Origin of the sequence: Geovibrio ferrireducens (assembly GCF_026226615.1) — a bacterium.
Taxonomy (GTDB): Bacteria; Chrysiogenota; Deferribacteres; order Deferribacterales; family Geovibrionaceae; genus Geovibrio; species Geovibrio ferrireducens.
On record NZ_JAJAPB010000009.1, the window covers coordinates 41,468 to 59,270 of the forward strand.

General features: G+C 47.7%; 19 protein-coding genes and 1 tRNA gene. 11 read left to right on the forward strand and 9 right to left on the reverse strand.

Annotated features, from left to right (window positions below):
- Window positions 1–24: 24 nt before the first annotated feature.
- Window positions 25–98: transfer RNA gene (locus tag OSQ85_RS10140), tRNA-Met, on the forward strand.
- 280 nt (window positions 99–378) lie between these two features.
- Entirely contained in the window at window positions 379–1,509 is a 1,131-nt protein-coding gene (locus tag OSQ85_RS10145) for an ATP-binding protein (RefSeq protein WP_265822856.1), read from the forward strand.
- A 36-nt stretch (window positions 1,510–1,545) separates the two neighbouring features.
- Here OSQ85_RS10145 and OSQ85_RS10150 read toward each other — a convergent pair whose 3' ends face one another.
- Both OSQ85_RS10150 and OSQ85_RS10155 read right to left on the reverse strand, forming a co-directional pair.
- Window positions 1,546–1,857 (reverse strand): HigA family addiction module antitoxin, encoded by a 312-nt coding sequence (locus OSQ85_RS10150; RefSeq protein WP_265822857.1) that lies wholly within the window; start codon window positions 1,855–1,857, stop codon window positions 1,546–1,548.
- A gap of 12 nt (window positions 1,858–1,869) precedes the next feature.
- Window positions 1,870–2,151: a type II toxin-antitoxin system RelE/ParE family toxin gene (locus tag OSQ85_RS10155; protein WP_265822858.1), complete on the reverse strand. Its 282-nt coding sequence runs from the start codon at window positions 2,149–2,151 to the stop codon at window positions 1,870–1,872.
- Window positions 2,152–2,408: 257 nt separating this feature from the next.
- On the opposite strand from OSQ85_RS10155, the gene OSQ85_RS10160 reads away from it, so the two are divergent.
- Together OSQ85_RS10160 and OSQ85_RS10165 are read left to right on the forward strand one after the other, a co-directional pair.
- Window positions 2,409–2,978, forward strand: coding sequence for a hypothetical protein (locus OSQ85_RS10160; protein WP_265822859.1), 570 nt, complete (start codon window positions 2,409–2,411; stop codon window positions 2,976–2,978).
- 270 nt (window positions 2,979–3,248) lie between these two features.
- A complete protein-coding gene (locus OSQ85_RS10165; RefSeq protein WP_265822860.1) occupies window positions 3,249–3,620 on the forward strand; it encodes a PilZ domain-containing protein in 372 nt (123 codons plus the stop codon).
- 24 nt (window positions 3,621–3,644) lie between these two features.
- Here the strand turns inward: OSQ85_RS10165 and OSQ85_RS10170 are convergent, their stop codons facing one another.
- Window positions 3,645–4,466 (reverse strand): nitroreductase family protein, encoded by an 822-nt coding sequence (locus OSQ85_RS10170; protein ID WP_265822861.1) that lies wholly within the window; start codon window positions 4,464–4,466, stop codon window positions 3,645–3,647.
- Window positions 4,467–4,529: 63 nt separating this feature from the next.
- Between OSQ85_RS10170 and OSQ85_RS10175 the strand changes: the two genes are divergently transcribed.
- The 5 genes from OSQ85_RS10175 (at window position 4,530) to OSQ85_RS10195 (ending at window position 8,831) form a co-directional block, all read left to right on the forward strand.
- Window positions 4,530–5,384, forward strand: coding sequence for a hypothetical protein (locus OSQ85_RS10175; RefSeq protein ID WP_265822863.1), 855 nt, complete (start codon window positions 4,530–4,532; stop codon window positions 5,382–5,384).
- Between the two features lie 3 nt (window positions 5,385–5,387).
- Window positions 5,388–6,152, forward strand: a complete 765-nt coding sequence (gene flgF / locus OSQ85_RS10180) for a flagellar basal-body rod protein FlgF (RefSeq protein ID WP_265822865.1) — start codon at window positions 5,388–5,390, stop codon at window positions 6,150–6,152.
- 12 nt (window positions 6,153–6,164) lie between these two features.
- Window positions 6,165–6,953 carry a flagellar basal-body rod protein FlgG gene (flgG, locus tag OSQ85_RS10185; RefSeq protein WP_265822867.1) on the forward strand — a complete coding sequence of 263 codons (789 nt, stop codon included), beginning with the start codon at window positions 6,165–6,167 and terminating at the stop codon, window positions 6,951–6,953.
- 15 nt (window positions 6,954–6,968) lie between these two features.
- The gene (flgA, locus tag OSQ85_RS10190; RefSeq protein ID WP_265822868.1) at window positions 6,969–7,835 is read left to right on the forward strand and encodes a flagellar basal body P-ring formation chaperone FlgA; all 867 of its coding nucleotides are present in this window, start codon (window positions 6,969–6,971) and stop codon (window positions 7,833–7,835) included.
- A 621-nt stretch (window positions 7,836–8,456) separates the two neighbouring features.
- Window positions 8,457–8,831, forward strand: coding sequence for a hypothetical protein (locus tag OSQ85_RS10195; protein WP_265822869.1), 375 nt, complete (start codon window positions 8,457–8,459; stop codon window positions 8,829–8,831).
- Window positions 8,832–8,870: 39 nt separating this feature from the next.
- On the opposite strand, the gene OSQ85_RS10200 is transcribed toward OSQ85_RS10195, so the two are convergent.
- The 3 genes from OSQ85_RS10200 to OSQ85_RS10210 are packed head-to-tail and all read right to left on the reverse strand — an operon-like array spanning window position 8,871 to window position 11,992.
- Window positions 8,871–9,764: a GGDEF domain-containing response regulator gene (locus OSQ85_RS10200; protein WP_265822871.1), complete on the reverse strand. Its 894-nt coding sequence runs from the start codon at window positions 9,762–9,764 to the stop codon at window positions 8,871–8,873.
- Between the two features lie 3 nt (window positions 9,765–9,767).
- Window positions 9,768–10,211, reverse strand: coding sequence for a response regulator (locus OSQ85_RS10205; protein ID WP_265822872.1), 444 nt, complete (start codon window positions 10,209–10,211; stop codon window positions 9,768–9,770).
- Window positions 10,211–11,992, reverse strand: a complete 1,782-nt coding sequence (locus tag OSQ85_RS10210; RefSeq protein ID WP_265822873.1) for an ATP-binding protein — start codon at window positions 11,990–11,992, stop codon at window positions 10,211–10,213. The genes OSQ85_RS10205 and OSQ85_RS10210 overlap by 1 nt, the downstream gene beginning before the upstream one ends.
- 118 nt (window positions 11,993–12,110) lie before the next feature.
- On the opposite strand from OSQ85_RS10210, the gene OSQ85_RS10215 reads away from it, so the two are divergent.
- Window positions 12,111–12,584, forward strand: coding sequence for a hypothetical protein (locus OSQ85_RS10215; protein ID WP_265822874.1), 474 nt, complete (start codon window positions 12,111–12,113; stop codon window positions 12,582–12,584).
- Window positions 12,581–12,991 carry a SoxR reducing system RseC family protein gene (locus tag OSQ85_RS10220; protein WP_265822875.1) on the forward strand — a complete coding sequence of 137 codons (411 nt, stop codon included), beginning with the start codon at window positions 12,581–12,583 and terminating at the stop codon, window positions 12,989–12,991. Before OSQ85_RS10215 ends, OSQ85_RS10220 begins: the two co-directional genes overlap by 4 nt.
- A gap of 56 nt (window positions 12,992–13,047) precedes the next feature.
- Here OSQ85_RS10220 and hisD read toward each other — a convergent pair whose 3' ends face one another.
- The 3 genes from hisD to OSQ85_RS10235 are packed head-to-tail and all read right to left on the reverse strand — an operon-like array spanning window position 13,048 to window position 17,781.
- Entirely contained in the window at window positions 13,048–14,319 is a 1,272-nt protein-coding gene (gene hisD, locus OSQ85_RS10225; RefSeq protein WP_265822877.1) for a histidinol dehydrogenase, read from the reverse strand.
- Window positions 14,316–15,374: a sensor domain-containing diguanylate cyclase gene (locus tag OSQ85_RS10230; protein WP_265822879.1), complete on the reverse strand. Its 1,059-nt coding sequence runs from the start codon at window positions 15,372–15,374 to the stop codon at window positions 14,316–14,318. Before OSQ85_RS10230 ends, hisD begins: the two co-directional genes overlap by 4 nt.
- Before the next feature lies 1 nt (window position 15,375).
- Window positions 15,376–17,781, reverse strand: coding sequence for a DNA polymerase I (locus OSQ85_RS10235; protein WP_265822881.1), 2,406 nt, complete (start codon window positions 17,779–17,781; stop codon window positions 15,376–15,378).
- Window positions 17,782–17,803: the final 22 nt, after the last annotated feature.

Here is a 17,803-nt window from a genome sequence, read left to right on the forward strand (position 1 = left end):
TTTAATAAATCAGTCCCGATATAAGGCGGTATAGCTCAGATGGTTAGAGCATGCGGCTCATATCCGCAGTGTCCGGGGTTCAATTCCCTGTACCGCCATTAATATGGGTTCTGAAGGCTTCTTCGAGAGATCGAGGAAGCCTTTTTTATTTGGCAGGTTCATGTTGTTTTTGTTATGCCTGCTTCTAAGCCGACGTTTTCAAATCCATATAAGCCTTACAGTACAATATGTTAGAGCATTTAATCAACTATGCAAAATACCAAGCGATGTGCGTCATGGTTAATTCCCAAGGCATAAACATAATATTTTTATATTATATTGCAAAAATATTATAATATTTTTCTGTTTTGATGCTATTATATTATAAAAGGTGATGGCATGATAAAAAGGAAGCTCACGGAAGCAATACGCAAAAGGCTGAACGGCAAAAAGGCACTGATAGTTTATGGTGCAAGGCAGACAGGCAAAACCACTCTGATAAAATATATACTGCCTGAAATATCTGATAATGTCCTTTATCTTAATGGTGATGATTCTGATGTGAGAGAACTTTTCAGCTCTTATTCATCCACACAACTGAGGGCTATTATAGGAAAAAACGACACTGTTTTCATTGACGAGGCCCAAAGGGTGAAGGAAATAGGGGTCATCATCAAGATCATCGTAGATAACTTTCCGGAAATCAAAGTCATTGCCACCGATTCATCATCTTTTGAGTTATTGAGCAATATCAGCGAACCGCTTACAGGCAGAAAATATGAATTTCTGCTGTATCCTCTGTCCTTTGGCGAAATGGCTGAACATCACGGCCTGTTGGATGAATCGAGGCTTCTGGAACACAGGCTCCTATACGGCTATTACCCTGAGATAGTGACAAGCATCGGCGAAGAGAGGGAGCTTCTTAAACTGCTTGCCGACAGCTATCTGTATAAAGATTTGCTTAAACTGGAGAGCATCGCAAAGCCGGCTTTACTGGAAAAGATTGTCAAAGCTCTTGCCCTGCAGGTTGGCAGTGAGGTTTCTTTTAATGAAATTTCTCAGCTTGTGGGGGCGAACAACGCAACAGTGGAAAAATATATCACATTGCTGGAGCAGGCTTTTGTTATTTTTCAGCTTCCTGCTTTCAGCCGTAATGTCAGAAATGAAATCAAGAAAGGCAAAAAGATATATTTCTATGATAACGGGATAAGAAACGCCGTCATAAACAACTTTACACCTATTGAATCCAGAGCCGACAAAGGGGCATTGTGGGAAAACTTTCTGATATGCGAGCGCATGAAAAGAAACGCTTATAACGGCATTTCTGCAAAAACATATTTCTGGAGAACAACGCAGCATCAGGAGATTGACTACATCGAAGAGATCGACGGCGCTTTATATGCTTATGAGTTCAAATACAGCGAAACAGCAAAGGCAAGACTGCCGCTTACATTTTCCAAAGCATATCCTGACAGCAGTTTCCGGTTGATTAACAGACAGAATTACAAGGATTTCTTAATACAGACCTAAGTGCTTTTCAGCCCTTTCCGGAGCAGGAAAGGGTTATCAGGCGGATAAGGTCTGAACACGGCTCAGGTCAGTTGTCTGCTCAGCCTTCCATAAATCATAAGCCTGCTGCATATTCAGCCAGCTTTGAGGTGTAGTGCCAAAAAATTTACTCAGTTTCAGAGCTATTTCAGGGCTTATGCCTCTGCGTTTATTGCATATCTGATTAATGGTTCTGAAAGACACACCAAGAGAAGCTGCCAGGCTGCTCTGCGTGAGCCCGTGCATTTCTTCAATAATTTCAGAAAGATACTCTCCCGGATGTTCGGGCTGGCGCTCCGCCTTTCTATACATATCTCTCTGGATAGCCATAATATCCTCCTTTCAGTGGTAATCGACTATTTCAACATCAAAGGCATCACTCTCGTCAAATCTGAAAATTATGCGCCATTGCATATTGATGCTGATACTCCAGAATCCCTCTAAACTGCCGGAAAGCTTATGCAATCGGTGGCTTGGCGGCAGCCGGAGAAAATCTGTCGTGTCAGCGGCGTTTATCCTGTCCAGTATCTTTGCTGCTCTGGACAAAATATCTGACGGTAGCTTCTTGCTTTTTCCGTCATAAAATACATTCTCAGTTTCTTTATCGCCGAAAGACTTGATCATTTAATAAACTATAACCTATATGGTTATAAGTCAATGTTTTTGAAAACAAATAAATATTATTGATTTCTTGTTTAACTAAATTTGACTTAAATTCAATCCCCTGTACCGCCATAATATCAAAGCCCAGTGCGAGTTTTCCCCGCAGGGTTTTGATTGTGCTGAAAACCTTCCTGACTTTGCATATCATAAGAATGTTGCACAAATGCAATTAGCATGTCATCTTTGAACCATTCCAAATTGTCTAAAGGAGCCGCAATATGAAACAGGATGTAAAGTCCACAAGACGAACTCTTTTAAGGTTCACAGCAGCGGCAGGGATGTTTGCTGTGCTGGGCATGGCTCCGTCTGTTTATTCCGCAGAAGCTCCCTCTGTTGATGCTGCGAAAAAGTCAGAATGTAAATCCGGCGATTGCCCTGACGTTCAGCTTATGCCCGGCGGTCGGGCCACTTACGACAGCACAAACGATATACTTACCTTTATCGAGGATAATCTCACAATACATTTTGAAAAGCACAACAGCAAAGCAGCAAATCACCCGATAAAAACCGGCAAAGGGTTTTTCATATTCTATGACGGACTGTCTTACAGTGCTATGCCGGACATGAATATTAGCGTGTTCAAAGATGGAAACAGAATTTTTGAAAAAGCAGGGGCCAACTTTATCGCTAAATCAACAGGTGAGCTTCCTGACAATCTCATACTCTCATTCGGAGATGTTTCTTTCGATTTCGGGAAATACATAGTAACCATGAAAAGAAAAGATTCACAAACTACTGCTAAACAACTTTTCTTTAACAGTAACGATAATACTTTTATTAAAGAGTAAAGGCGGTCTTATGGCAAAGTGAATAGCGCACCTAATGTTATATTGTGCATTTGCTGCGAAGCATGTGAAGAAGTCTGCCCAACCAACGCAATCGGCGTTAACTGTGCTTAACTTATTTTATAAATGGCTCACTGTTGGCTTATAATCAGCAGTGAATCTTTGTATTCCCTGCCTTTCTAATAATTTTCCATCCCACGCACGATTGTTCTGGAAAGTTTATCCTTTAGATGTCATATTTATTATTACACAATTTTTATCCGGGGATTAACCATGTACAAAAAGAAACAGGAACGCCGCAGACACAAACGGTACAGTGGTGTGCCTCTCAAGCTTTATTTGAAGAAGGACGGGGAATATACCCTTGTGGAGCTTGTCGATGTCAGTATAGGCGGGTTTCTCTCCAACACTGGCATATCATTTGAAATATATGACGATTACGAAGCGAAAATACAGTTCCCCAATCACGGCGTGAAGGATGTTGTCCATGCTCACGCTGTCGTCTGGCGTATTGAGGCGAACAAGGACGAACTCAGCGCAAAGAAGCGCTTCGTTGCGTTCCAGTTCACCAAAATTTCCGATGTGGACAAGCATCTTATCAATGAATTTCTCAGGCACTATGAGGAGAATGTTCCGTATAAATAAAAGACAGAGACAGCCATTCCTGCCTCAGAATTCCGGTCTATTTATCCTGAAATCGTCCCTCTGAACGCCTCTGGGATATTTGTACTTCGCCTTGCCGAAAAGAAGTGCGTAGGGCGCTTCGTGCCCGGACGGAATCCCAAGAACATCCTTTATCTCCGGCATAAACTCAAACATAAATGCAAGAAACCCCAGCCAGACAGTGCCCACCTTGAGGCTGTAGGCATAAAGTTCAAAATAGCTGAGTGCGATGTAGCAGTCTGCTGCGGGGGTTCCCTCCCCTTTGGGCGCGGAAGCCACTATAAGGTGCGGTGCACCGCGGAAAATAATATCCCTCCCGCTTTTGTACCTCCGGAGAAGAGTTGCATAAAACCTGAATTCATCCGGCAGAGTGCCTTCCTCGACCCTCTTCTCAAGAAGAGCGTATGCCTTATCGACAAATTTTTCCATATCAGCGCGGTTGTCTATTATGGTGAAAGTGAGCTCCCGCCTGTTCTCTCCTGTGGGGCAGTTCGCCGTAACACAGAGCAGCGAGCGGATCGTCTCAAACTCCACATCATTCTTTTTGAAATGCCTTACGGAGCGTCTGTTGCGGATAAGTGCCTCTGTCTGCCTTGCTGTTGGCATATCAGAAGCGGGCATGCTGTCCTCCGGTTTTTTGCCGAGGATCGAAAGAGCAGCATCAGGACAGATAGCCAGACAGTGCTGACACCGGATACAGACCTCCTCTTTCTCCTCCGCGATGAGGGGAAAACCTTCACCGTCCTTCTCTATAACCCCCACAGGACAGTCCTCCATGCAGAGTGAACACCTGCGGCATTTCTTGCGGTCTATAGTGAATTCGAGCATAAATCACCTCATTAACAGGATATTGGCATGTTTCTTGATTATAACTCAGTAACGGAGGACAGGATGAAGAAAATATTTCCCCTGCTGCTTGCACTCGCCTTATTTACCGGATGTTCGTCAAAACTGACAAACCCCGGCAAGCTGGCCTCAAGCATAGACGATACGCTGACAGAGGTCATAGAACTCACAACCCGTCTGGATTCAGGCGTTCTGTTTGTTCTTTTAAGCCTTGAGGCAAATTCGAACATATCCTCCCTTATTTTTGACAAAACAAAGGAAAAGGTCACGACATTCTACGCGCAGGCCTATGAAACTCTGCCCATAGGAAAGACATACTACATCCTCCCCGCCAGAATCACAAGGGAAGGAAAGACATATTACGATGAAGAAACCGGAAGGATGATGCGGAACTATTTTCAGCTTTCCAAACTGGGCAGAGTCACTGACAAGATTCAGCAGGCGGACTACATAATCGTTTCCCGCATTAACGAAGGTGTACAGAGAAGCTATGACAAAAACTCCAGCACAGTTGTGCTGAGCATAATGACAAAAAGTGATATACCTGTTTTCTCCAGCGTGATCACCCTTGAAAGCAAAGCAGATATAAACTTCTGGTATTACCCGACAAAAAACGCCATCCCCTCCAGCACCCTTTCCATGAAGGCGATGGGACAGATGTTCGCAGTTGCTCTTCCAAGAGCCTACGGCATTCCCGTAACCAAGATGGAAAAGTTTGAAAAACGCATGGAGGAGCGCGCCGAAGCAAAAAAAGCGCAGAAAGAAGCGGATGCAGAGCAGCAGGAAATACGCGGACTTGAAGAAAAAAGAGACACCGCAAAAAAAGAAGCCCAGTGGCAGAAGGAATTTGATGAATACCTCAAAAGTCTTGATAACGATACATCCTCAGAGGGGGAATAGCACATGCTGAACGGACTTTATGTCGCCACCAGCGGCCTTATGATGCAGAGCAGGCGGGTGGAGAACATCGCCAACAACTTAGCCAATGTAAATACCACGGGCTATAAAAAGGACGTGCCTGTATTCACGGAATACTTCCCCACGGAAAAAGAGTTTCCCCAGAACTTCATACGCACAACAGACTACAACAAGGCTATGAACTCCACTGTGAAGATGTCTGAGAACAAGACAGATTTCTCCATCGGCTACCTGCGGGAAACAGGCAACAAGCTTGACTTCGCCCTGACAAACCCGAACACCTTTTTCACTGTGGACACTCCGTACGGCATACGCTACACCCGCGACGGTTCCTTCACCGTGAACGAAAACAATGAGCTCGTAACAGCGGAGGGCTACCCCGTGCTCTCCAATATAGATGATGACAACCCTCAGCCCATAGTGCTGCCTCAGAACTATACTGTGAGCGAAACAGGCACAATCCTTGTGGACGGCGCGGCTATGGATCAGCTTGGCATAGCCTATTTCGAGAGTACTGACAACCTCCAGAAAGTAGGTCATAACCTTTACGCCGCTGTGGACGCCATACCCACACAGGCGGAAAACCCCGGAGTTACAGCAGGGTACATAGAAGGGAGTAATGTCAACGCCGTGATGGAGATGGTACGGATGATCGATGCCATGCGCGGTTTTGAGACCTACCAGAAAGTAATACAGAGCATAGATTCAATAAACGGAACAGCAATCAACACCGTCGGCAAATCGGTGTAAGGAGCATATAACATGATGCGGACTCTCTGGACAGCCGCCACAGGCATGACTGCTCAGCAGACAAATGTGGACACAATCGCCAACAACCTTTCAAACGTTAACAACGTGGGTTTCAAGAAATCCAGAGTGCTGTTTGACGACCTTATGTATCAGGAGGTCAGGCGCGCCGGAGCAATAACAGCAGCAGGGCTTGAACACCCCACGGGTATAGAAATAGGTCTTGGTACAAAAGTTACCGCCATACAGAAAATACACTCACAGGGTTCGTTCCAGTACACCGGGAACAACATGGATGTGGCTATAGAAGGGGACGGGTATTTTCAGATAGCCCTGCCCGACGGAAACATAGCCTACACCCGTTCCGGAGCCTTCCAGATAGACGGGAACGGCAACATCACCACCCCCAACGGCTATCTTCTGGAACCTGCGATTGTTGTACCTGAGGATTCCACAGAAATATCATTTGCGGAAGACGGTACAGTGAGCGTTGTTCTTCCGGGGGATGAAGAGCCGACTGAGATAGGAGCCATTGAGCTTGCCCGCTTCATAAACCCCTCCGGACTCCATGCGATGGGAAAAAACCTTTACCTGGTAACAGGCTCCAGCGGTGATCCGCAGGTGGGCGTGCCCGGTGAGGACGGTTTCGGCGTTCTCGCTCAGAACATTCTGGAAATGAGCAACGTGAGCCTTGTGGAAGAGATGGTGGCGATGATCACCGGACAGAGGGCATATGAAATAAACTCAAAAGCGGTTCAGACCGGAGATGATATGCTCCAGGTAGTCAACAACCTTAAACGTTAGTAAGCGGAGTATGATATGAAAATCAGGAAAATTGTGACTCTCACCCTCTTAGCAGTATTTATGGCGGCGGCATCTTTTTCCGCTCATGCGGCGAATGTTATCACCATAGAGAAGGAATGTGTAACTGTTGAGGATGTGTTTCCGAACATAGGGATAAAGGATCAGGTTTTCTGCGGCCTTGACTACGGTGAAACAAGGAAGCTCAGCACACAGCTTGCCACTCATATCATAAACAAATACAACATCAAAGCCGCTCCCGGCGAGGCCTACTTTAACCGTAAAGGGAAAAAGATAGAGCAGCCGGAGATTGAGGCGAAGATATACGAAAAACTCTCGCAGATATATCCCCATGCGGATCTTCAGATAGATAAAATCCGCATACAGAGTGATATTTACACTGCTGAGAACGGGAAATTCAGCGTAGACATCTCAAACCCCAGAATAGGCGGAATGTACGGCAGGCTGAACAACGGATTCAAAGAAATCGGCTTCACTGTGTATGTGAAGGGTTACATGGAAGTATTTGTCACCACAGACAGAATCAGGAAAGGGGACAACGTGGCAAACTATGTGAAAACGGAGAAGGTGGAGCTTTCAAGACTGAGAGGCGAACCGGTGGCAAGTGTTGAAGGGCTGATCGCCACACGCAATATAGGCGCAGGTGTTCCCCTCACAGGCGAATTTGTCTCCGAACAGCCCGATCTGCCCGAAGGCGCAGCAGTCAGACTTGTGTACAAGGGGAGCGGCATCCATCTGGAAGCCAGAGGAATACTTCAGGAAAACGCCTTTTCCGGCAATATAATAAAAGTTAAAAATGCTGATTCCGGCAAAATAGTCACTGCAAAATATCAGGGCGGCAGAACGGCTGTGGTAAATTTCTGACCTGATAACATCAAACCGAACATCGTGTCTTTACATCCAAAATTTGCCATCCTTGGAAATTTTGGACACACGCTCGCGGGCGGTTGAACCGCCCTTCGCTCCGCACGGCGAACTCCCATCCTTGGGAGTTCAAGGCTTAATGTACACGCTCGCGGTAAACTCCCATACGGGGGATTTAGTTTTAACAACAGTTTCCCCTTTTATTAAAGGGAAACTGAGGGGGATTTATTGATAAGCATCTCAATACTTGGGGTTATCATTGAAAGCAGCGTCATAATGAACCCCGAAGCTTGAACCAATCTCCAGACTACAGCAGAGAACAGGGGAACCGGACAGAAATATCGTTCCCCTCCTTAGTTTGCTAATAATAAAACTTTTCTGATTTCACTTGAATTTTATCTATCTCCGCCACATCTTTTAAACAGCACATATCAGAACCTGAAAACACAAAGATTAGGATTTTGGATTTTTGGTGCATGGGACAAAAACATCAAAAATATCATAAAGCCTGATTTCACCAGACCTTATGAATGCAGATTTTCAGAGGATGAATAAATATTTCTCCTGAACGCTGCTGACGAAGCCGATAGGTATGGTATAATAATACTGGAGGGTGCGATTATGAAACGCTTGGAAATTGCCCTGCAGGAGCAGGAAAAGTTAAAGGTTGAAGCAGTAATCGGCAAGCTCGCCGTGCATATAGAAGAACGCAGCGAATCTATGCGCATAGTAGGCATTACTGAGAACCCTTATGTAGTGGAAAACGGCGGGGTGAAGCTCATCGCCGAAAAGCTTGACTTCCTTTTTGATGACACGCTCTCCTTCGACTGGTTTGTGGAAAATGTTCACGAAGGTTACGAAATAGGTCTCAGCCGTGAAAAGGATGAGTTTCTTAATCTGGATGATCTTTTTGACATTGAATACATAGAAGACACAGAGGAAAATGAGGTGGACATACCAGGTTACGTGGTGATGGCCGCCGCAATATCAAGATAACACATTAGCCCCGCTTGAAAAAGGCGGGGTTTCTTTTTTTCAGACTCCGGCGCTTTTCCTTTTCTTTTTCTCAGCGTACATAACTTCGTCCGCCATGTTCAGCAGCGCTTCCAGCCCTGAGCATCTGTCATCGCAGAAAGCCCAGCCTATGCTGGCTGCAAGGATATAAGAGCGTATCTCGGAGGCGTTGAGTCTGCTCATCCGCTCCTGGAGCCGTTCTTTTACCACCGGGGCATCCTCGGTTGCTTCCAGAACCACCGCCGCCGCGAATTCGTCCCCGCCGAGGCGCGCTGTAACGTCTGATTCCCTGAAAGATTTGCGCATAATATCTGCCATATCCATCAGAGCCTTATCGCCCTCGGAGTGTCCGAGGCTGTCGTTTATGTGCTTCATACCGTCAAGGTCTATGAAATATATGGTGAATACGCCTGTTCCGCGTCTGCTTATTTTAAGCAGTTCGTCAGCTTTAATCATGAAGCCGCGTCTGTTGTTCAGTCCGGTGAGCTCATCCTTGAAAGACATTTTATGGAGGTGCAGAACTGTTTTCTGGCGCTCAATGGCATAATTTATAGCCCGAACAAGCTGCTTTTCGTCAAACTGTCCCTTGACTATGTAGTCCTGCGCGCCCTCACGGACGGCAGAAAGGGCAATGGTTTCATCATCGTTTCCGGTGAGAACCACAATCGGGGTTTTAGGTGTGGCTTCGCGGGCTTTTAGAAAGCTTTCCAGCCCGAAACTGTCCGGCAGGGCAAGATCAAGGAGAATCACATCAAAATGAACAGCGTTCATGGCATCAAGGGCAGCAGAAAGCCTGTCCGCCTTTTTACAGCGGAAATCAAACTGGGCACTGTCGTGAAGCATTATCTCAATAAGGCGGGCATCGCCCGGATTATCCTCCACTATCAGAACATTCAAATGCATCTCTTTGTTCATAAATCACCCTTCCGGCAGGAACGCGAGCCTCAGCCAGAACTGTTCTATTGTTTTGACAACATTCTCAAACTCGTCCAGATCGACCGGTTTTTTTATATACGAGTTGGCATGCAGTCCGTATGCTGTCTGTACATCCGTATCGGATGAGGAGGTAGAAAGCACTATAACCGGAATACGTTTCACACTTTCGTTCTGCTTCACTTCCGCCAGAACCTCCCTGCCGTCTTTGCGGGGCAGGTTCAGATCAAGGAGGATAAGGTCAGGCCGGGGCGAGCTGAAAAATTCGTCCTGCCTGTAGAGAAAACGCAGGGCATCCACCCCGTCTTTAACCACATTTATGTTGCAGGGGGTTTCTATCTCCCTGAAAGCCTCTTTCAGAAGGCGCGCGTCGCCCGCATTGTCTTCGACAAGGAGCACTTCAAACGGAACATTCTTTTCTCTGCCCATTACTCACGCCCCTTACCCTGAAGGGTGAAGATGAAGTCGGAGCCTTTGCCCTCGGCAGATTCCACAGATATTTCACCGCCGTGGCGCTCCACTATTTTTTTGCATATCGCAAGGCCTATTCCTGTTCCGGGAAATTCTTCCTTAGTATGAAGCCTCTGGAATATTACAAAGATTCTGTCCAGATATTTTTTATCTATTCCTATACCGTTATCTTTTACCACAAACCTGAAGAGATTGCCTTCCTTTTTGGCACTTATTTCAATTTCAGCCTTAACCCCTTCTCTGCGGAATTTTATGGCGTTTCCGATCAGGTTCTGGAAAAGCTGTGTCATCTGGGACTTATCCGCCCTGACAGTGGGGAGCTTGCTGTATTTTATCACGGCTCCGGATTCTTCTATGACCCCTTTGAGGTTAGCTTTCACAGCTTCAAGCACGCCGTTTAAATCCACATGGCTGAACTCATCGCCTTTCGTACCCACACGGGAGTAGCTGAGCAGGTCGTTTATAAGCACCTGCATGCGGTTTGCACCGTCCACTGCGTAGTTAATAAACTCGGTTGCGTCCTCATCCAGTTTGTCTTTATATCTTTTCGCCAGAAGCTGGGTATAACTTGAGATCATTCTTAAGGGTTCCTGAAGATCGTGGCTCGCTATGTAGGCGAACTGCTCAAGCTCCTCGTTTGAGCGTTCAAGCTCCGATGTTCTCTCCGCAAGCTCCCTGTCCCTTTCCTGTAAGGCTTCGGCCATGGAGTCAAAGGCCTTTGCGAGCTGTCCGAGTTCCCCTCTGCCGTATCTTATTCCTGTGCGGACAGTGAGATCACCAGCGCTGAGCTCCTTGGTTACGTTAGCCAGACGGTTTATTTTATTCAGGGCAAAAAGACTGCCCGCCACCCAAGCGGTTATAAGGACTATTGTGCTGAAAACAATCCACACACCTATATAGAAGAATACCTTTTTTACGGGCTCCATGGCGAGTTTTTCCGGTATGCCCACCATAAGGCGGAGGTTTGTTCCCTGTCCGGTCATGGTGGTGAAGCCGAAGAGGCGTTTTTCCCCGTCCAGCCCGACAGCGCGGAACATGCCGTCATTGCTGCTCTGCATCATTTCCACAGCCTTGGAACGGCCGACACTGCGCCCTATCCAGTCGCCGGCGTCAGGGTACATTGCCATTATTTTTCCCGAACTGTCCAGAACGGTGAGTGTTGTCCCCTCCGGAAGCTGGGAGCCCGCAGCAATGGAGCGGAACCATGAAAGATTGAATGTGGCGGAAAGCACTCCCTTCACCGAGCCCTCAGCCTCCACAGGGTAAGAAAGGCTGAACTCCGTAGCTCCGGTAACGAGGCCGAGCCTGTATGAACCGAAATAGAACGAGCCGTCCACGACAGATTTTGTGAACCATTCGGTGTTTGTGGGGATGCGTGTTATGGTCAGGGGTCTGCCGGAGCAGATTATGGAGCCGTTTCTGTCAACGAGGAGAAGGTTCTCATATGATGGATAAATATCTATGAGGTCGGTAAATATCTTTTCACAGGCAGGAGCGTCCATGTCCCTTATCTGAGGAATGCGCGAAAGCCCCAGAAGGAGATGCTTGGTTCCGTTCATTGCGCTGTTGTTATGCTCCGCAGCGTATTTAGCGAAGCGGTGTGCATCCTTGAGCGCTCTGTCCATTTCATAGCGGATCTCCGAGAACGCCGTAAACAGCAGAACGCCGAGAGCCGGAATCACCGCGAACAGAACCAGAAGAACCAGTCTGCCCCGCAGTCCTGAAATACCTATTGCCATATGCGGTGATCTCCTCCTTTCTCTCGCTGAATTTAGCACAGAAAAGCGTAATAATTCAACTCCCTTGACAGCTTATGCCGCGGGGACTAAACTCGTAAGTCATAGACACGGAGTACAGATGGGCAGAATAGACGAGAGTGAATTTTTTCACAAAGCAATGATGATAACCAAAGCGATGTTCCCCGGAGTTTTTATTTACCTGTTTTTTGCGGGGCTGGCGGAATATTTTCAGTGGAATGTTTTTCTGTATATCTCACCGGAAACTGTAAAGCAGACCGGTTTTGTTTTCATAGCTCTTTCCGTTATTTCCTTCCCTTTGGCAAGAGAGATCGAAAAACACGCAGTAAAAAAAGCCGAGACCGGTGACGGCCTCCTGAAAAGGCTGTATTTTTCCACGCTGATAAACCTTGCCGTCGGTGAGTTTTCGGCCTTTTTCGGTATAATAATATATATAATGTCAGGGGATATTAGGTACTTCTTCCTGTTTTTCAACATCTGCCTTCTGCATATCATCCTTAACAGACCCACATACCATAAATGGAAAAAACATATGCGTGAACGCTTTACCTCCCTTCCCGGTGAGGATGAATGATGAGCGGACGCAGCATATCACACAAGGGAATTGTAGCCGAAGCGGACTCAGGCAGCGGTGTGCTTATTGAGATAACCAGAAGCGGAACCTGCGGAGACTGCAAAGAGAAGGGTGCATGCGGCATGACGGAAAGCGGTTCCCTGTTTGTCCGCCTGAACAGTCCCCGCGAGCTGAACAAGGGGGATGAGGTGACAGTTGAAATATCCCGAAGTGAGTTTTACCGCTCCGTAGGGCTGGTATATATAGCTCCCGTGGTGCTTATGCTGTCTGCCGCCGTTGCCGTAAGTTCTGCGGGGTTTTCCGAACTGGTTACCGCTGTTTTCACCCTCGCCGTTCCCGCTGTTTATTTCCCTGTGCTTAGGCTGTTTCTGAAAAAAAGCAGCCGTACAAGCTACCGCATCAAATAATTTACCCCTGCCATTAAACCTGCCGAAACGGCAGGCTTCATGCGTGTAAGCTTGTCTTACTTCTTCTTTTTCCTCACAGCGGCGGAGTTGCGGTGCGCTATGAGCTCTTCGTGTTCCGCAAGGGTGATAATGTCCTCCATGTCTTCAGCAAGCTGCTTTTTGGAGTAGTAGAGTATGCTTGAGCGTTTTATGAAATCATAAACACCCAGCGGTGAGAAGAAGCGGGCTGTCCCACCTGTGGGCAGGACGTGGTTGGGCCCGGCTATATAGTCGCCCACTGGTTCGGGCGTGTTTTCGCCGAGGAAGATTGCTCCGGCGTTTTTTATTTTCAGCATCATCTCCATAGGGTTTTCAACGTAAAGCTCAAGGTGTTCGGGGGCAATTTCGTTCGCCACCTCGCATGCCTCGTCCATATCCTTCACGAGGATTACCGCGCCGTATGAGTCGATGGATTTCTTGGCTATCTCTTTTTTGGGGAGTTCCTCAAGCTGTTTTCTGAGCTCCTCTTCTATTTTTTCAGCCAGTTTTTTATTATCCGTCACCGCAACGGAGCTTGCCAGTTCGTCATGCTCCGCCTGAGAGAGCATGTCTGCTGCGATGTATTTCGCCTTGGCGGACTTATCGGCTATGATAAGTATCTCGCTGGGGCCCGCGATCATGTCTATATCCACCTGACCGAAGACAAGCTTTTTCGCCAGCGCCACGTAAATATTGCCGGGGCCGACTATTTTATCCACCTTCGGCACGGTTGCTGTTCCGTAAGCCAGAGCCGCAACAGCCTGAGCCCCGCCGACTTTGAAGCCTCTGTCGACCCCTGCGATATACGCCGCAGCCAGTACAACGGGGTTAACTTCACCCCCTGTTGCGGGTGTGGTCATTATTATTTCACCGACTCCGGCAACTTTTGCGGGCAGTGTGTTCATCAGCACACTGGACGGGTAAACCGCCTTTCCGCCGGGAACATATACGCCGACTTTTTCAAGGGGGGTGATCTTCTGTCCGAGGAAGGTTCCTTCGCTTTTTTCGTATATCCATGTTTTTTCAAGCTGCTTTTCGTGGAAGGAGACTATGTTGTCCCGCGCTTTTTCCAGAGCCTTTTTCAGCTTGGGGTCGAGGGCTTTGTACGCCTTCTCCATCTCTTTGCGGGTTATCTCTATGCTGCTGCCTTCGAAGCGGTCAAACTTTTTTGTCAGTTCTAAAAGTGCCGCATCCCCTTCCTTCCTGATCCTGTTTATAATGCCGAGAACAGTGTCAAGGTACTGCTCATCAAAGGATTCGCCTCTGCCCAGTATTCTTTTCAGTTTTTCGTCATTTCTTTTTATTATCATGATTCCATTCCCGTAAATCTGTTTTTGCCGCTCTTCTTGCTTTCATAAAGCCTTGAGTCGGCAAGTTTAACTATGCCCACACTTTCAGCGCCTTCGGGGAAATCCTTCGGAACCGCCACTACCCCGCCGCTTATTCCGGCGGTTCCCGCATAGCCTGCTTTCTCAAAAACCTCTGAGGCCACACCGGTCAGTTTCGTGCAGACCGCTTTTATATCAATTTTGTCATCTTCGGGGATTATTATGAAAAACTCATCCCCGCCGAAGCGTCCCAGAATATCGCTGGCGCGGAGTTTCTCCCTGAATCCCCTGCACAGTTCCACAAGGAGGCTGTCGCCCACCAGATGCCCTTCCTTATCGTTCACGGCTTTGAAATTGTCAATATCCGCCATGATGAAGTAAAAGCCCTTGCCGTATCTCTGGTGTCTGTTTATCTGTGCGTTTATAAGCTCGGCCATGGCCATTTTATTATATGCTCCGGTGAGGAAGTCAGTCCTTGCCTGTCTGTAGATGATTTCTGTGTTGTGGAGCTTTTTCAGGGCAACCATGACAACAAATGAAAGCTCCTTCACAAAGTCCATCGACCCGGCGTCGTCAAACCTTTCCGGTTCTCTGCTGAAAAGGGCGAGGGCAGCTATTATCCGCCCGTTTTCCGTTATGGGTGCTATGAGGTATGAGCCTATCTCCTCCTCCACCCTGAACTCGCTTATGATATTCATCGTGTCTTTGCCGGAGTAGGGGCGTTTGTCCAGAAAGAAGTATTTGAAAACCTTCTCCGGGTGGAAGAATATTTTATCCGCCAGGTTGTCCGTTTTGCGCTCAAAGTCCAGAGCGTCAGAGTTGAGGAACAGCACAGCGCGGTCAATGTCAAAAATTTCCGCAAGATACGAAAGCGGCTTTTCGGTGATCTCCGCCAGAGAGTTTGACAGGAGAAAGGCATATTCCACAATCCTGAATCCGCCGTGTTTGGCCTCATTCTCCCTCACAAGGGTGATGAGTTTTTCAAGTTCGTCTTTGAGATCCCTGTTCTCTTTGATAACCGTGTCGAGTCTTCCCATTCTATTTAAGCTCCCCAAGATTTTTGCCTATGGAACCGTTAACTGAAAGCGGAACACGCAGAGAGGCGGCGCTCTCCATGATTCTCTTCACTTCCGGCGCGAAGCTTTCTGCTATGCTTTCCCGCACCTCGAACACAAGCTCATCATGAAGCTGGAGTATAAGGTGAGCATCCAGTCCGTTTTCCCTGATATATTTATCGCAGTTGAGCATAGCCACCTTGATTATGTCCGCGGCGGAGCCCTGCATCTGGGTGTTTACAGCCACACGCTCCCCCTTCATGGCTATGGTCCTGTTTCTGCTTTTTATGTCCGCTATAAATCTTTTTCGGCCGAAAATTGTTTTTGCAAAGCCGTTTTTTTTCGCTTCCTCAATGGTTTCAGCTATGAACTTCTTCACGCCGCTGTATGTGGCGAAGTATTTGTCTATGAAGATCTGTGCGTCCTTGGGGTTTACGCCTGTGTCCCTTGAGAGGCCGTAGGCGGAGAGCCCGTATATTATGCCGAAGTTAACGGCCTTTGCCATGCGGCGCATGTTTCCGTCCACCTTGTCCTCCGGCACGTCAAACACCTTTGAAGCTGTCTGGGTGTGGATGTCGAGCCCTCTGGAATATGCGTCCACAAGAGCTGCATCCCCCGTGAGGTGGGCGAGGATGCGGAGTTCTATCTGCGAGTAGTCAAAGGAGACGAAAACATAGCCTTCCTCAGGCACAAATGCGGAGCGGATAGCTTTTGCGAACTCCCCCTTCTGGGGTATGTTCTGCATGTTCGGCGCAGTGGATGAGAGCCTGCCTGTTGCGGTTCCCGTCTGTTTGAACTCGGTGTGTATGCGCTTTGTGCGCGGATCTATGAAGTTTATCAGCGTGTATGTGTATGTGGAGAGCAGCTTGCTCAGCTCCCTGTGGCGCAGTATGTTAAGTATCACTTCCTGATGCTCAGGGTTGTAGACCATGAGATCACGCAGGGCTTCTTCGGATGTGGAGAAGCCTGTCTTTGTTTTTTTCACCGCTTTTATTCCAAGCTCATCATACAGAAATGAGGAAAGCTGTTTTGGGGAGTTGAGATTTATGTCATGCCCTACTGCGCTGATAAGCGAGTTCTGAAGCTGGATAAGCTCCGTCTCAAGGATTTTGGCAACTTCACGTATGCGTTCGGGATCAAGCTTCACACCCTTTTTCTCCATCTCGGCGAGGACATAGCAGGTTTCTATCTCCATCTCCTCATAGAGTTTTTTCAGGCCGTTCTTTTCCAGATTTTCTGTCTCATCCGCCGCGGACTGTCTGATTCTGCTTATGAAATCTTCCGCCTGCTCATCCTTCATAAGGCGCAGACCGCCCTGATCAGGCTCATTCATCCAGCTTATCAGCATTATATCCTGCGGATTTTCAGGCTTGAGTCCCGTTTCCTTATAAATGTGCTTGAGATCATACAGCACAGCACCCTGCGGCACTGCTTCGGGGTTTTTCTGCTCCGGCTCCTGATTTCCGCTCTGAATCCATATCTCGCCGTTTATGCTGGCGATCACTGTGAAATCACTGCTGACAGGCTTTGTTTCGGGAGCAGGGGGCTGAGGCATGTTCGGTCTTGCGGAACCGTCACCGAAAAGTCTGCGGAGAACCGAGCTCATTTCAAGCTCACGGAGCTTTTCCTCAAGGGCGGGCTCATCCTTCTCCGGAGCGGAGTAATCCAGATTATCTATGAACTGCAGTGTGGCGAGCTCACGGCTGAAAAACGCTTTTTCCTTATCCGTTTCAAGCTTTTCTTTCAGCTTGCCCTTAACTTTGTCTATGTTTTCATAGACCCCTTCCAGAGTTCCGAACTCCGCCAGAAGTTTCTGGGCGGTTTTCTCCCCGACTCCGGCCACACCGGGAATATTGTCCGATGCGTCCCCGCTGAGAGCGAGCATATCGAGGATTTTTTCAGGCGGCAGGCCGAACTTTTCCGTCACCTCGGCGGCTCCCATGGGGGTGTTTGCTGAGAGGTCAAGTATCTTCACCTTACCGTTGACAAGCTGGTGGAGGTCTTTGTCTTTCGTGGCTATGTAAACTTCGCCTTCAAGGGTGAGGGCGAGGGTGTTTATGGTGTCGTCCGCCTCATAACCGTCAATGCACAGGACAGGTATTCCCATCAGGGGTATCATTTCCTTGAGGGCTTCAAGCTGGGGGATCATATCCTCCGGCATGGACTCACGGGTGGCCTTGTATGCCTCATGCATTTCATGGCGCTTGGTTTTCTCCTTGGAGTCAAACACAACGTAGATCTCTTCGGGGTTCAGCTTCTCCCTCATTGATATGAGGAACTGAAAAAAACCGTGGATTACCGCTGTGGGGAATCCCTTGCTGTTCGTCAGGGGGCGTGTGGCGTAAAAAGCCCTGTATGCTATATAGTTGCCGTCGATTACCAGTTTCATTTTATTACCTTATTCTGTTAAC